15 protein-coding genes are annotated in these 15,678 nt (G+C 39.3%); 4 read left to right on the forward strand and 11 right to left on the reverse strand.

Going from position 1 to position 15,678, the window contains the following annotated elements; genetic code table 11:
* Nucleotides 1-34 precede the first annotated feature (34 nt).
* A complete protein-coding gene (katG, locus tag H5088_RS06575) occupies nt 35-2,215 on the reverse strand; it encodes a catalase/peroxidase HPI (RefSeq protein WP_182752491.1) in 2,181 nt (726 codons plus the stop codon).
* 904 nt (nt 2,216-3,119) lie between these two features.
* Here katG and H5088_RS06580 point away from each other — a divergent pair.
* A complete protein-coding gene (locus tag H5088_RS06580) occupies nt 3,120-4,010 on the forward strand; it encodes a TPR end-of-group domain-containing protein (RefSeq protein ID WP_182752492.1) in 891 nt (296 codons plus the stop codon).
* Nucleotides 4,011-4,895: 885 nt separating this feature from the next.
* Here H5088_RS06580 and deoD read toward each other — a convergent pair.
* Nucleotides 4,896-5,600: a purine-nucleoside phosphorylase gene (gene deoD, locus H5088_RS06585; RefSeq protein WP_007376638.1), complete on the reverse strand. Its 705-nt coding sequence runs from the start codon at nt 5,598-5,600 to the stop codon at nt 4,896-4,898.
* On the reverse strand, nt 5,600-6,832 hold the full coding sequence (locus H5088_RS06590; RefSeq protein ID WP_182752493.1) for a phosphopentomutase: 1,233 nt from the start codon (nt 6,830-6,832) through the stop codon (nt 5,600-5,602). Before H5088_RS06590 ends, deoD begins: the two co-directional genes overlap by 1 nt.
* Before the next feature lie 192 nt (nt 6,833-7,024).
* On the opposite strand from H5088_RS06590, the gene udk reads away from it, so the two are divergent.
* The 3 genes from udk (at nt 7,025) to H5088_RS06605 (ending at nt 9,906) form a co-directional block, all read left to right on the forward strand.
* Nucleotides 7,025-7,657 carry a uridine kinase gene (udk, locus tag H5088_RS06595; protein WP_024596281.1) on the forward strand — a complete coding sequence of 211 codons (633 nt, stop codon included), beginning with the start codon at nt 7,025-7,027 and terminating at the stop codon, nt 7,655-7,657.
* A 17-nt stretch (nt 7,658-7,674) separates the two neighbouring features.
* On the forward strand, nt 7,675-8,901 hold the full coding sequence (locus H5088_RS06600) for a NupC/NupG family nucleoside CNT transporter (RefSeq protein ID WP_039488805.1): 1,227 nt from the start codon (nt 7,675-7,677) through the stop codon (nt 8,899-8,901).
* Nucleotides 8,902-9,195: 294 nt separating this feature from the next.
* On the forward strand, nt 9,196-9,906 hold the full coding sequence (locus H5088_RS06605) for an ABC transporter substrate-binding protein (protein WP_182752494.1): 711 nt from the start codon (nt 9,196-9,198) through the stop codon (nt 9,904-9,906).
* 2 nt (nt 9,907-9,908) lie between these two features.
* Here the strand turns inward: H5088_RS06605 and H5088_RS06610 are convergent, their stop codons facing one another.
* The 8 genes from H5088_RS06610 to H5088_RS06645 all read right to left on the reverse strand — a co-directional run bounded on the left by H5088_RS06610 (nt 9,909) and on the right by H5088_RS06645 (nt 15,664).
* Nucleotides 9,909-10,691 carry a transporter substrate-binding domain-containing protein gene (locus H5088_RS06610; protein WP_309294877.1) on the reverse strand — a complete coding sequence of 261 codons (783 nt, stop codon included), beginning with the start codon at nt 10,689-10,691 and terminating at the stop codon, nt 9,909-9,911.
* Nucleotides 10,692-10,773: 82 nt separating this feature from the next.
* The gene (locus tag H5088_RS06615; protein ID WP_002959120.1) at nt 10,774-10,983 is read right to left on the reverse strand and encodes a cold-shock protein; all 210 of its coding nucleotides are present in this window, start codon (nt 10,981-10,983) and stop codon (nt 10,774-10,776) included.
* Nucleotides 10,984-11,223: 240 nt separating this feature from the next.
* A complete protein-coding gene (locus H5088_RS06620) occupies nt 11,224-11,940 on the reverse strand; it encodes a hypothetical protein (protein WP_002959122.1) in 717 nt (238 codons plus the stop codon).
* Nucleotides 11,937-12,677: an iron transporter gene (locus H5088_RS06625; protein ID WP_182752495.1), complete on the reverse strand. Its 741-nt coding sequence runs from the start codon at nt 12,675-12,677 to the stop codon at nt 11,937-11,939. Before H5088_RS06625 ends, H5088_RS06620 begins: the two co-directional genes overlap by 4 nt.
* Nucleotides 12,664-13,017, reverse strand: a complete 354-nt coding sequence (locus H5088_RS06630) for a cupredoxin domain-containing protein (protein ID WP_165743981.1) — start codon at nt 13,015-13,017, stop codon at nt 12,664-12,666. The genes H5088_RS06625 and H5088_RS06630 overlap by 14 nt, the downstream gene beginning before the upstream one ends.
* Nucleotides 13,010-14,323 carry an ATP-binding protein gene (locus H5088_RS06635; protein ID WP_182752496.1) on the reverse strand — a complete coding sequence of 438 codons (1,314 nt, stop codon included), beginning with the start codon at nt 14,321-14,323 and terminating at the stop codon, nt 13,010-13,012. The genes H5088_RS06630 and H5088_RS06635 overlap by 8 nt, the downstream gene beginning before the upstream one ends.
* A 26-nt stretch (nt 14,324-14,349) precedes the next feature.
* Entirely contained in the window at nt 14,350-15,009 is a 660-nt protein-coding gene (locus H5088_RS06640; protein WP_024605199.1) for a response regulator transcription factor, read from the reverse strand.
* Between the two features lie 7 nt (nt 15,010-15,016).
* A complete protein-coding gene (locus H5088_RS06645) occupies nt 15,017-15,664 on the reverse strand; it encodes a hypothetical protein (RefSeq protein WP_182752497.1) in 648 nt (215 codons plus the stop codon).
* Between the last annotated feature and the right edge of the window lie 14 nt (nt 15,665-15,678).

Consider the following 15,678-nt stretch of genomic DNA (forward strand, 5'->3'; position numbering starts at 1 on the left):
TTCAATACTCCCCCGTTTTTATTTAGCGTACAGATTATTTAAGATCGAACCTGTCTGCGTTCATTACTTTTACCCATGCATTTACAAAGTCATGTACAAAACGTTCTTTATTATCGTCTTGTGCATAAAACTCACTTAGGGCACGTAAAATAGAGTTTGAACCAAACACTAAATCTACGCGTGTGGCAGTCCATTTAATGGTGCCTGTTTTGCGCTCAACAATATTATATATACCTGGCTCTAGTGGCTTCCAGTTGTTAGCCATGTCGGTTAGGTTTACAAAAAAGTCGGTAGATAGCGTGCCTACATTATCAGTAAATACACCATGTTTAGTGCCTGCGTAGTTTGTGCCTAGTACACGCATGCCGCCCATAAGTGCAGTCATTTCTGGTGCTGTTAAGCCCATTAATTGGCTGCGCTCTAACAATAGCTCTTCTGAGGATACGCTAAAGTCATTTTTAAGGTAGTTTCTAAATCCATCATGAACAGGCTCAAGCGGATCGAACGATTCTGCATCAGTCATTTCGTCTGTTGCGTCTCCTCGTCCTGGTGCAAATGGTACTGTTACATTAACACCGGCTTGTTTTGCAGCTTGCTCTACAGCCGCTGTGCCACCTAATACGATTAAATCAGCCATGCTTACTGGCTTAGATAAACCCGCTTGTACTTTTTCAAGGGCACTAAGCACACTTGCTAAGCGCTCTGGCTCATTACCTAGCCAATCTTTTTGTGGTGCTAAACGAATACGTGCGCCATTTGCGCCACCGCGACGATCAGAACCACGATACGTACGTGCACTATCCCACGCTGTATTTATTAAATCACTTGCACTTACACCGCAATCAAGTAGCTGTGCTTTTAAGCTTGTGATTTCATCGTCTGATAATGTGTAATCAACTGCTGGAATAGGATCTTGCCAAATTAGGTCTTCGCTTGGTACATCTTTACCTAAGTAACATGCTTTAGGACCTAAATCGCGGTGAGTTAGCTTAAACCATGCGCGTGCAAATACATCAGAGAAGTATTCAAAGTCGTTATAAAAACGCTCAATTATTTTACGGTACGCAGGGTCCACTTTCATGGCCATATCGGCATCGGTCATCATTGGGTTTAAACGAATTGATGGATCTTCTACGTCTACTGGTTTGTCTTCTTCTTTAATATTTACAGGTTCCCACTGATGAGCGCCAGCTGGGCTTTTAGTAAGTTCCCATTCGTAATTTAAAAGTAAGTGGCAGTATCCGTTATCCCATGTAGTTGGGTGTGTGGTCCATGCGCCTTCAAGGCCAGAAGTTACAGTATGACGACCAAAGCCGCCTTCTTTGGTGCTGTTCCAACCTAAACCTTGCTCGTGTACGTCTGCTGCTTCTGGCTCTGGACCTAAGTGCTCTGCTTTACCATTACCGTGAGTTTTACCTACTGTATGGCCGCCCACTGTTAGCGCTGCGGTTTCTTCATCGTCCATCGCCATGCGAGCAAATGTTTCACGTACGTGATCTGCCGTTTTTTGTGGATCTGGTATACCATTAACACCTTCAGGGTTAACGTAAATTAGGCCCATTTGTACTGCGGCTAATGGGTTTTCCATGGTGTCTGGTTTTTCTACATTGTCGTAGCGTTCATCACTTGGTGCTAACCATTCTTTTTCTGCACCCCAGTAAATATCTTTTTCTGGATGCCAAATGTCTTCACGGCCGCCCGCAAAACCATAAATTTTAAGCCCCATTGATTCGTATGCCATATTACCAGCAAGAATAAATAAATCGGCCCATGAGAGTTTGTTACCGTATTTTTTCTTAAGTGGCCATAAAAGTCTGCGTGCTTTATCTAAGCTTGCGTTATCTGGCCATGAATTTAAAGGCGAGAAACGTTGATTACCGGTACTTGCGCCACCACGACCATCAGATAAACGGTACGTACCCGCTGAGTGCCATGCCATACGAATCATTAAACCACCGTAATGGCCCCAATCGGCAGGCCACCAATCTTGGCTGTCGGTCATAAAGGTTTTTAAGTCGGCTTTTACTTCGTCTAAATCTAGAGATTTAAATTCTTCTGCGTAGTTAAAATTAGTGCCGTATGGATTTGATTTAGTATCGTGTTGATGAAGAATGTCTAAGTTGAGTGTGTTTGGCCACCAATCGGTGTTTACTTTAGAAACAACTGAATTACTACCGTGCATAACAGGGCATTTACCCGCTGTTGGCTTGCTCATTGTGAAATCCTTAAAATAGAAAAGTAAAATACTTAATCAATCAGTATTATTGCTTATGTGTTTATAACTTTTTAAAAAGTAACGGTTATTTTTATTTAATAGGCTTACTTTTTACTCAGCGTGCCTACCTAAGTGCTTACGTATCCTTAATATAGGCGTATAAATTATGCTACGCCAGCCTCAACATACTATTTAAAACGATTGCTCCAATTTATATTTTTGATTGCCCTTACGTTAATGATGTATTTAACAATAGGCTTAAAGTGGCGTTTAAAATAATAGTAAAAAAGTCAGATGGCGCGCATATAAAGCATTACGCAAAATAAAAATTCAAAATCGGTGAATTAACCTTAATCTTTTTACTAGACCTGTGATCGAATTGAAAAATTTCGGCGTAATGGTATATGAAGGGTTTGAAAGTGGCTTTAGTTTACTAAAGCGCACATTGGAATACCCCCCTTCACCATGAAATTGTAGTTAGATAGTTATAATGATAAAGGTGCATTACTTAAGCCCAATGCACCTTTACTTTATAAACCGAATACTTTGAGTATTCTTATATTTTTAACTAGTTGAATTGAATTAAGTATTTGTTCATAAAGATTCAGTTAGTATGAAGTTGTTCTCCTGTGAATCCCTACGACATATTGTTGTTTTAAGCAGTTTTTGCCAGCTCACCTTGAGCTGGTTTTTTTTTGCCTATTTTTACTCAAATTACCTGAGCATGGGTAATATGCTCACGCTTTACCCTATTATTGCTAAGCTCACTAGGCTAAATAAATTTTACAACTATTGCTCCTATCTAAATTAGGTCAATTTTAATCCACAAAGAACAACACGCCCTAGTGCCATTAAGCCCTGCATGTTAAAGTTATTACAGTAATTAATTTAATTAGGCGTACCAATGCGTTATTACCTATCTGTACTTTTTGTTTGTTTAAATTTGTTTTCAGGCATAGTGAACTCTGCTGAAAAGCAACCAGCTTCACCTACAGCACAACAAGAGCAACAAGCTCTTCAACAACTCAAAGAGCCTATGTATAAGCCGCTAATGGAGCGCTACATATTAGATGAGCTAAAAGCAGTTAGGCAAGATCAGCAAAAGCTTCGTGAAGATGTAACTAAGCAGGTTACTCATGCGCAGCTTGATACTGCCGATCGCGCATTAACGTACACTACAGATACCATTAATAATGTGTTTTTTATAATTACCGCTACGGCGTCGATTTTAGTTTTAGTGGGTTGGAACTCGTTGCGCGATGTTAAAAACAAAGTAGAAGATATTGTAAATACGCGTGTGAGTGTAATTACAGACGAGTATGAAGACCGATTAAAAATTCTTGAAGAAAAACTACGCGTTCGCTCAGAAGAAATACTCAGCAACCAAGAGCGCATATCGGTGACTAACGAAGTTCATTCGTTGTGGATGCGCGCAAACCTAGAAAGTGATTTTGCAAATAAAATTGAAATTTTTAATGAAATACTCAATCGCAAACCAGAAGATGTGGAAGCCATTGCTTATAAAGCCGATGCACTACTAGAAATTAATGAAACAGCACAAGCCATTGAGCTGTGTAATCAAGCTATTGATATAGATAGTGACTATGGTTATGCCTATTGGCAACGAGCATGTGCTTATGCACTAACACATAAGCATGCTGATGCATTAGCCGATATTAAAATGGCACTTGAATACTCTCCAAACTTACGTAATGAATTATTACACGAGAGCGCATTTGCAAGCCTGCATGACAACAACAGCTTTAATACGATAGTGGCTGGTGAAGTTGTTTAAGCACTCAGAATTTGGCCTGTATGATTAGGCGCAACACCATAAAAAAGGGCCTTGGCCCTTTTTTGTTTTTAAAGGTAAAGTTTGTTGTGTAATTAGAAGCTTAACTGCGCTCTACAAACTCAGCTCTAGCGTAGAGCTAAGATCAAAAGTGATTAATTCACAAAGAGGTTTAGAGACGCTGCGCTTTTAGAGAAGAGCTTAGAAGTTAAAATAATAAAAACAATCTGAAACTGTGCTTCTAACATGAGCAACAAGTCATACTCTAAACTTGGTATAAACACAGCTATTCGCGCAGGTTACAAGCTTTTAAAGCAACGCTTGTACTTTTATAATGCCGAGTCAGCATTGGTTTTGCTCTTCTCATTTGCTCCTCCTTTTCTTCTCTGCGTGCATATTGTTTTTTAGGGCTGTTATACACAAATAGGTTTAGAGATGCTGCGCTTTTAGAGTAGTTAGCTTAAGTGCTTCTCGCGCGAGCAAGCTTAGTACCTACCTGAGAAACTTACACTCAGCAGTTTAATTTACCTGTAGACGCGCTGCTTGCAGGCGTTTAAAAACGTAGTTTTTAGGATGGTTGAATTAATACCAACCCGAAATAATACTTAATCATTTTTAGGGGCTAAACGTGTCGCTACCTGCGTTAAAAAATTCTCATTTAGAACAACTAAATAGCGAATTTTTTGCCTAGCTATCAACACGTTTTTCCATCCTCAAAATAGATCACTTAATTAAGCGAATTGATATAAGTAATTAGAAGCTGCTATCAGTTTTCTTCAGGCATAAAAAAAGCCGCATAAAATGCGGCTTTGGAGGTTAGTCTCACTTCACTTTGGGCGTGTCTCCAAAACTTAGTGAATACGTTACCAAGGAACTGTTATGTATTATTTAAGCTATTGACTCTAATGCAATTTTAACCATTTCGTTAAACGTGCTTTGACGCTCATCAGCAGGTGTTGCTTCACCGGTGATTACGTGGTCACTTACTGTAAATAATGCCATTGCGTTTGCGCCGTATTCAGCTGCAACGCCATATAAACCGGCTGTTTCCATATCTACTGCTAGCATGCCTAACTTGTCTAAGTCTTTGTAGAACGAGTCGTCTGCTTGGTAGAAAGTGTCGGTTGTAAATACGTTACCTACTTTTGCCTCTATTCCTAGCTCTTTAGCGGCGTTTACACCGTTTAAAAGTAGGTCAAAGTTAGCAATAGCAGAAAAATCGTAGCCACGAACACGTGCACGGTTTACGTTTGAATCTGTGCTTGCACCTTGTGCAAAAATTACGTCACGGATTTTGATATCTGTGCCAATACCACCACACGTACCAATACGTATAATATTTTTAACGCCAAAGCTTACAATTAGCTCACGTGCATAAATAGACATTGATGGAATGCCCATGCCTGAACCCATGATGCTTACTGGCTTACCTTTGTAAGTACCAGTGAAACCGTACATGTTACGAACACCTGTAACTTGTACTGCATCATCTAAAAAGTTTTCAGCAATATATTGCGCACGTAGCGGATCGCCTGGCATTAATACTGTTTCGGCGAAATCACCAACGTTTGCACTGATATGCGGAGTACTCATTAATTGTTTTCCTTTTTATTTGGCGTTGTTAGCTCATTTAAAAAGCTGTCGCCGTAATCAAGCGCAGATAAGTTAAACCACTGTGCCAGTGTTTGACCGATATCTGCAAAGCTGTTGCGTTCACCTAGAGGTGTGTTACTCATACCTGGTTTATATGCAATAACCGGTACGTATTCGCGAGTGTGCTCAGAACCTGGAAAGGTTGGGTCACAACCGTGATCTGCAGTGATCATTAATATATCATCTGCGTTTAACTGCTTTAGTATAGTTGGTAAATAGTCATCAAATTCTTTTAATGCTTTTGCATAACCTACTGGGTTACGGCGATGACCAAATTTTTCATCAAAATCAACTAGGTTAGTAAAGATTAAGCTATGATCTGGTGCGCTTTTCATTACTTCGCTGGTTTTTTCTAGCAAGTTCATAAGCCCAGGTGCTTTATGCTTTTGGGTTATGCCCTGATGCGCGTAAATATCTGAAATTTTACCAATACTAATTACTTCGCCGCCGTCTTTTGCTAACACATCTAGCAATGTTGGTGCTGGCGGAAGCACTGAATAGTCGCGACGATTACCCGTTCGAGCAAAGTCTTGGCTATTTGAACCCAAAAATGGCCGCGCAATCACTCGTCCTATATTCATTTCATCAAGTAGCGCCCGTGCGATTTCGCAAACTTGATAAAGCTTCTCTAGGCCGAATGACTCTTCATGCGCGGCTATTTGAAACACGCTATCAGCTGAGGTGTAACAGATTGGTTTACCTGTTTTTACGTGCTCTTCACCTAGCTGTTCTAAAATGGTTGTTCCCGATGCATGGCAGTTGCCTACAATGCCAGGAATACCAGTACGAGCTATAAACTCGTCTATAAATTCTTGTGGGAAACTTGGCTGTGTTTTTGGGAAATATCCCCAATCAAATAACACAGGTACTCCTGCCATTTCCCAATGACCTGATGGCGTGTCTTTTCCGCTAGATAATTCTTTAGCGTAACCCCATGCCCCTTGAGAAGCTTGGCGGTCTGAAATTAAACACGGTTCTCCACCGGCAGCTTCACATGCATCCACTAACCCAAGTTTTGATAGGTTAGGAAGCGATAATGCAGCGCCTGTTTCGTCGTAATATGCTTTTAGTAAGTGAGCGAATGTATTAGCCCCAAGATCGCCGAATTTATCTGCATCTGGTGCTGCACCGATTCCTAGGCTATCTGCCATTAAGATAATTGCTCTTGCCATTTTGACCTCACTTTGATTCTAGGTGGTTACTTTATCCGCTGATCGATTTTTCCGTACAGGACAAAAGTCCTGTTTCATAAAACCTAAACATTATAAATTTGCATTCTTAAGCGAAGCAAAAGAGATTAATCGTGTCTTTTTTGCTATTGTGATCTACCAACAATATATCCTTCTGTGTGGGTGAGAACTTTAGTGACACGAACTACTATTATAGCTATTGCAGGCGCGTCTGCGTCGGGCAAATCTCTTTTTAGCCAAACTATATACAATGAATTGGTTAATGAGCTTGAACCAGGCGCTATCGCCATTATTGAAGAAGATGCTTACTACAAGGATCAGTCGCATTTACCGATGGCGCATCGTACGCAAACGAATTACGACCATCCTGATGCATTTGAACATGCGTTAATGCTTGAGCATTTAACACAGCTTCGTAGTGGAAATTCAGTTGAAGTACCAACGTATGATTATGCACAGCATACACGTAGCGAGAAAACTCGCCGAGTGCCTGCTGCTAAAATACTCATTGTTGAAGGTATTTTATTATTGAGTGACAAAGCGCTTAATAAAGAATTTGATATTAAGGTGTTTATAGATACGCCTTTAGATATTTGCTTAATGCGTCGTATGCAACGTGATATGGAGCAACGAGGCAGAACATTACAATCTGTTGTTGAGCAGTATCAAGCAACTGTTAGACCGATGTTTTATCAATTTATTGAGCCTTCTAAGCATAACGCAGATTTAGTTGTGACTCGAGGCGGTATGAACCGCGTTGCGATTGATATAATAAAAAGTAAGATAAAATATTTACTACAAGAATAACAACGGGAAACATTTGTATGACAACATTTATGAGCTTAGTGGGCATGTGTGTGCTACTAAGCATTGCCTTTGCGGCATCAACTAATCGCAAGGCAATTAATTTAAGAACCGTTGGTATAGCATTTGCGATGCAAGTTGTTATTGGCGGTTTTGTCCTGTTTTTTGAAGCAGGAAAAAATGTGTTAACGAGCATGTCAGCAGCCGTATCGTCGGTTATTGGTTATGCAAACGACGGTATTGGGTTTTTGTTTGGCCCACTTGCCTCACAAGACACATTAGGTTTTATTTTTGCGATTCAAGTTTTGCCCGTTATCGTGTTTTTCTCAGCACTTGTTGCTGTGTTGTATCACCTTGGCATTATGGATTGGATAATTAGGATTTTAGGCGGCGGTTTACAAAAATTATTGAAAACCTCTCGCACAGAATCGCTTTCAGCGACAGCAAATATTTTTGTTGGCCAAACTGAAGCACCGCTAATAGTTAAGCCATTTATAGCAACAATGACTAAATCGGAATTGTTTGCAGTGATGGTAGGTGGCTTAGCCACTGTGGCAGGCTCTGTAATGGCCGGTTACGTTATTATTGGCGTAGATCTTAAGTATTTAATAGCAGCGAGCTTTATGGCTGCTCCAGGTGGTTTTTTAATGGCCAAGATGATTGTGCCAGAAACTGAAACGCCTAAAGATAACTTAGCTGATTTAGATTTAGATGACGAAGATAAGCCTGTAAATGTAATTGATGCAGCTGCATCAGGTGCAGCAAACGGTATGCATTTAGCACTTAATGTAGGTGCAATGTTACTTGCTTTTGTAGCGCTAATTGCACTACTAAACGGTTTATTAGGTGGTATTGGTGGGTGGTTTGATTACCCAACATTAACGCTTCAAGAAATATTAGGTTATGTATTTGCTCCTGTTGCATGGTTACTAGGTGTGCCATGGGATGAAGCAATTATAGCCGGCAGCTTTATTGGTCAAAAGATAGTAGTGAACGAGTTTGTTGCTTACTTAGACTTTATAAATTATCGCGATACGTTAAGCGCGCACACACAAGCAATTGTTACTTTTGCTCTATGTGGCTTTGCTAACTTATCATCGATAGCCATTTTACTAGGTGGGTTAGGCGGTATGGCGCCTAGTCGGCGGAAGGATATCGCACGCTTAGGGCTCAGAGCAGTGTTAGCAGGATCTATGGCTAACCTTATGAGCGCAGCAATTGCTGGGTTTTTCCTCTCGCTAGCTTAGAAACTTATTGAGATGAACACCGGTGTTGCAAAACAAGAGGATAGCGCTTTAAGGGGTTAAAGCTCTATCTGACTTGAACGATACTTCACCAAGGGCCGCAAGGCCCTTTTATCGTTTTAGGCCTTCCACATTTATACACTCCCCCACCTTCAAGCTATTTAACCTTATTTATGGTTATATATAACTCAAATAAACCAATATCTTAGTAACAAATTCACATAAATATTTTTTGTGTTTTTCGTATTTTCAGCCACACTTATATTACTTAAGCTAACCGACTAACGATCCGCTATTGTGAAATATATTCTTTATTCTCTTTTTTTAATTTGCTCTGTGTATGTTCAAGCAAAAGAACCCATCCTTGTTGTTACAGAGTTAGCACCGCCAAACCAGGTGTTGATTGATGGTGAGGTAGCAGGTGAAGGTACTCAATTTATTAGAGATATATTTGCTGAGGCTGATCTAACACCTAACATTCAAATGTACCCTTGGGCACGTGCTTATAAAATTGCAGATGAGCTTAAAAATACCTTTATATACAGCCTTGCACGCACTGTAGAGCGAGAAGACAAATTTTATTGGATAGGACCTGTCGAACGTTTTGAACTAGGCTTTATTGGCCTATCAGAGCGAGATGATCTTATTATAAACACTACTGAACAAGCTAAAGTGTACAAAATTGCTATGCAGCGCAATGATTTTTCAACACAAACCCTCGCAAAACTGGGGTTTGAAGTTGTTTTAACCTCTGATATTCAAAAGTCATACTCTTTACTACTCGCTAAAAAAGTAGATTTAATTGTAGACGATCCTTTATATATGCAGCAGATGAGTGATTATCTAAAGCTCAAACCAGCACACTTAAAGTTTATTTATAAAACAGATGAGCTAACAATTGATGCTTATTTAGCTGCGAATAAAAAAACAGATATGCATTTAATAGAATCACTGCAAGCTGCATTTTTAAAAATAAAGCAAAAGAAAGGGCTGCCTTACAGGTACTAACATTAGCGCTTATAACGTTTTTTATAAGCCGAAAAGTTATCCTTCTTTTTAAGCTTTTCAAACTCCCTATTAAAACGCTCTACAATGTAATTGGGTACTGATTTATTAAACGCGATGTAGTTACCTGCTATCTCAGGTAATGGTAATTCCTGCAGCCTAACGACATCGTCTTCACTATACCCAAAAGGCGAAAGTTGATAACCAATGGTGTATTCAGAGCCTAAAATCAAATCTATTTTACTATTTAAAAACAAGTGCATATATTGCTTTTCATCACCTATGGACAAAAGGTTTTTACCTGCTTCAAACCCTACTTTTTTAATTATGGATTCGTAAATATCCCCTCTTACGATAGCAAGTGAAAACTGCTTTGCTTCATTTAAGCTATTCATTTTTAACTGAGTATTTTTTTTAAGTTTATAAAAAAATGTTTCACTGGATGCCAAAGGCCCTACCCAATTAAAAATAGGCGTTCTTTGAGATGTTTTAGCGATAGAGATAATACCTGAATGCTTTTCTTTTTGGACTAGGCTGTAAGCACGTTTCCAAGGAAGTATTTTAAATTCACAGGTAATGTCTGACGCAATGCATACATCTTTTACAATATCGAGATTTATGCCAACAAGTTGACGCGCTTTGTTTTCAAAATTGTATGGCGAAAAGTGCTCAGTGTAGACCGTGAGCTTGAAATCTTCAGCCTGTGCGTAATGACTGATAAATATAAAAACAAGTATAAGGAAGGATTTAATGATAACGATACCTACTGATGAACTTACATTAATAATAGGTGCAGCTTAGGTTGAGTCAAATTTCAGACACAAAAAAAGCGCCTTAAGCGCTTTTTTTCATTTTACTTAAAAAGTAAAATTATACAGCTGTGATGTTATCAGCTTGTGGACCTTTTTGACCTTGTGAAAGAGTAAACTCTACACGTTGGCCTTCAGCTAAAGTTTTGAAACCTTCGCTTTTGATTGCTGAGAAATGTGCGAAAACGTCTGGGCCATTTTCTTGCTCGATGAAACCAAAACCTTTAGACTCGTTGAACCACTTAACTGTACCTGATACGATGTTAGACATTGTAATATCCTGATATAAAATAAAAAATATGCTCATAAGAGCGGGTGTAGCAAAAAATGAGATGGTACTTTAAAAACTTCAGGACGGTACTACAAGTATTACTTATACAACATCGAAATGGAGATTTATAGCTTACATGCTTTCTTTCTAGCTGCAGCCCACTATATAGATTTTTTAAAATATGTCAAGTACCTATCTATAATCAGAGTGATAAACAACCAAAACCGCTTTCCTTGGTTATTAAAATTCAAATTCTAATGCGAGCCTAAAACTATGATTTTTTTCTGATTGGCTTATCTCAGTGATAAAACCCGCTTCCCATTTTAACTGCTTTTGTCCATCAAAACGCTGCAAACCTATAAACCCAGGCCCTATGCCAACAAAGTCTTCACCTACGTACACCTCAATAGATGGCTGAAAAGCAGAACGATAGCGATAGCGATATTGCGCTCTAAACTCGCTTTCCCATTCATTTTGTATATCCTGCCCCCACTCGTAAACCAAAAAAGCATTCATAGTTAAGCTTGTTTTGCCAAACTCTTTTTCGATCACAAAACCCGAAGTTGCTTCATACACATCTTCATTATGTTTTTTTTCAAGCTCAAATAATGCCCCCCAATCAGCCCATAATTTACCTTGCTCAATTAATTGCCAGCGTAGTTCAAGCTCATAAGCTTCTAAACCAAAGTCGCCGTTGTCATCTCGCTCACCAACTAAATAGCCTTCTAGTGCCATTGTATCGTTAATAGCACCGCCACCACCCAAACGCTGCGCTAGTATGTTGCCACTATCTGTTTGGTGCGACACTAACCGCCATTCAAACTCTCGCTCAAAAGGTAAAACATAGGGGTGATATACCTTATCAACAACAATTCCATCGGCCTTTGCTGGGGTTGAAAGTACCAACAAACAAAAAACGGTAAAGCTAAGCGCTAAATATAGGTTGAGTGCTTTCATACACGTTCCTTAGAAATTGAAGCCGAAATAACATAACAAAGTGATAAAAATATCACGCTACTTGTACTATATATAAGTACACTCATTAGATCCGGGGTAGCCTCGTAACCAACCAGGGTGCGCAGTACGCGCCCGAGTTCAGAGTTTTCGCTTAAAACATCGCGTAAATCCCACACGGTTGCGGTGTTGGTAATTAAGTCTATTTGGCTTGCCAAATCCAGTGCAACTAATAACTTAGCCGCGCTGTTAAAAGCAAGCAAAGTAAAAAGCGGATACATACCAAAGCGGTGCTTAATTGCATTCATTAAAAAGTACAGCAATACGCTAAAACTTAAACAAATTCCAACACCTAATAAAGTGCCAATAAATAAGCTTTGCCCTGCATCATTACTTTGCCAAAAACTGGTGAGGTAAATAATATAGTGGCTTAAATACAATGTTATTGTGCTTATAACAGCAATATAAAAAGCCGCTGATTTTTGTTTTATTGCAAATACTAATACGGCTATAAATATAGTAATACATAGCCCTATTTGTGAGTACTCTAGCCCTTGGTGTTCAAACCACTGGCTCACCCACGACGCACTTTGCATGTACAAAAACGACATGAGCGCGCCAATTAATAAAGCAGATCCTATTTTTAAAGCGCTTTGTTTTTTAACTACTTGTAGTAGCACTAATAAAATAGCCACAGGTAGCAATTGATTAAGGCTCATGACTAAACTAGTTATTAGCATGCTTCGCCTCCTCATCACCAACTATTACAACGCCCCTTGCTGTATTGGGCGAAAACTCACCAAAAAATTCGTAATACCCTTTACTAAGCGGCCCTATATAAATAATGCTTTTACGGTTTGGGTAGAGTACTTTTTCTCTGTTTAGATCAAAGCTATCAAACTCTTCTGGTGTGCTATCTTGGTTTTCTATCAATAGTTTTACTTTTTTATTTGCGGGAATGGTAATTTGTGAGGGGTAGAACAAGTGATCTTTCAAAACAATAAGGTACTCTTTACTCGCCGCGTTAAACGACAAAAATAGCAAACAACAAAGGCACCGATTAAATAAACGTTTAGTCACTTTTTACTCCTGTAAAAGTAACCTTAACGGTTAGTCCGCCTAAAGGGCTATTCGCTAAATGAATACTTGCGCCATAAATAGCAATTATATGTTGCACAATCGCCATACCTAAACCAGCACCTTGCTCGCCTGATGGATGCTGATCACCTCCTACTCGATAAAAACGATTGAATATTCGCTCTTTTTGTTCTTCAGTCATACCCGCACCAGAATCATCAATTTGCCAACTAAAGCCGTCATTACTTGGTACTAATTTAATTATAATTTGACCATTATTGGGTGTGTATTTTATGGCGTTGCTAAGTAAATTAGCGATAAGCGTGGTTAATGTAAACTCATCACCATTAATTACAAAATCATCACCTTCAAGACTAATGGTTTGGTTTTTTTCATCTATTTTGTCGTATTGCTCCGATACGACTTGCTGAGTAATCGTTAGCAATGATTGTTCGCTAAATTGCCTCTGCCATTGTTCAGGCTGAGTGCGTCCTAAAATTAGCATTTGCTCAACAATATTACTTAAGCGATTAATGCCTTGCGACATAGCTTGTAATTCTTGATGGTCTTGCAGATTACTTTGTTTATTAGCCAAATTATGTACATTAATTTTTAAACTACTAAGTGGAGTACGTAATTCGTGAGCTGCATCTGAGGCAAAAAAGCGCTCCCGTAAGTAGGCAGTTTCTACGCGTTTAAATAAGTCGTTTAAACGATTAATAACCGGTTTAATTTCCTCGTCGGTTACTTGCCAGTTAATTGGCGTAAAGTCGTTCGCTTGGCGAGACGCTAACTGCTTAGATAATCGAGTAAGAGGGGCTAATGCGTATTTAACAAAAAAGCTAATAAAAATAGCAAGCAGAGGGACTGCCCATAGCATAGGTAACATTGCAGATAAAATAACGGCTTCAGCTAATTCAAAACGCTTTGCCATAGGTTCAGCAACGATGACTTTACGGGTGTTTTTACTCATCACAAATACCCGCATACGCTGCCCTGCTAGATTGGCCGTTTGAAAGCCCTCGCTAAAACTAATTTGGTTATTCGTTAAACTCGATGAGCCACTAAGTAAATTATTATTTTGCCAAATTTGATACAACAACTGAGCGCTATTATTATTTACTTGTACTGCATCTGTGCTTAGTGCCAATGGTTGCTCAATTAAAACGCCAGCTACTATTTTAAGTTCATCATCAAGCAAACTTTCGCCGTGGTGCATACTTTTTTGATAGCCTTTTACTAATGCTAAAAAGCAAGTTAGCACCATCATTGAAAGTAAAATTAAGGTCAGACGTTTACGAATTGACATTTTCAACCTCGAAAAACAAATACACTCTAACGCTTACCAACCACGTAGCCAATGCCACGTAAGGTTTTAATAAAATCACTAGGAAATTTTTTACGAAGATGATGAATATGCACCTCTATGGCATTAGAGCCAACTTCTTCACCCCATTGGTAAAGTTTGTTTTCGAGTTGCTGTTTTGATTGTACCCTTCCCTGATTTTCCATCAGCGCTTTTAAAAGCATGTATTCTTTTCGAGGTAGTGTAAGTGACTGCCCACTTAGTTTAACTGTATGAGCAGAAGTATCCATTACTACATCACCACAGCGTAATAAGCTTGATTGTGTTTGGTTAATACGCCGACTTGCTACACGTAAACGGGCAAATAGCTCAGCGGGGTCAAACGGCTTTGCAAGGTAATCATCTGCCCCCATATCGAGCCCTTGGACTTTGTCGTCAATACTGCCGCGAGCAGTTAAAATAACCACAGGAATAACTTTTTTTTGCGCTTTAATATGCTTTAAAACTTGCGAACCGTCGCCATCAGGCAACCCTAAATCGAGAATAACAAGCTCAATCTCACCACTAGAAAGGCACTCTAAGGCGTGCTTTACTGTGCCACTGTGCTCTACGCTGTAGCCCTCTTGGCGCAAAGAGCGAATAAGCCCTTGCGCCACTAAATGATCGTCCTCAACGAGTAATAAATGCATTATGTGTTTATCTTTTTAATTTTTTATCTACTTTTGCCAATAGCTGACTTATTGCTTGTTGACGATATTTATCTGCTTTTGCCCGAGTATCACGAATCCCAGCAGCTTGTGCTACAAGTAGTCGTGCTTTAGCTTGTTTATAATCGCCTTCGTCATACAAGTATTCACCGTATAAGTAATTAGTATCAATGCCTTCGAGATTAAAAGCGAGCGCTTGTTTAAATAATTTTTCAGCTTTGTCGTCATCACCAAAACCGATTGGCCAACCAGGTACTTTGCTATAAAGCGTTGCAAGGCTTGCGTAAGCTGAGCCATTTAATGCAGTGCCATCAATCGAGAGTGCATTTTCGAGTGACGCTTTTGCTTCTTTTGCTAAACCAAGTGCGCCCAAGCCCCCTTTTGCGCCAGCAAAGCTGGCTAACACAATGCCATTCCAAATATGTGTTTGCGCTGAGCTTGGATAGTTTTTAACAAATAATGCGCTTTGCTCTCTTAGTTGCGTAAACGCGTCTATTTGCGCATCGTCTTCAAGTTCGTAATTAGCAATTGCCCACTTTTGTTGAATATCGGTTAAGTCTTGCGCTTCATCTGCGTGTACTGCAGTTGCAAATACAGAGGTTAGTATTAAATAAAATGCGAGTGTAAATTTATACATAATTTTGCCCTTGT

Source organism: Pseudoalteromonas sp. SR43-3 (genome assembly GCF_014163875.1).
In the GTDB taxonomy this organism is placed as follows: domain Bacteria; phylum Pseudomonadota; class Gammaproteobacteria; order Enterobacterales; family Alteromonadaceae; genus Pseudoalteromonas; species Pseudoalteromonas distincta.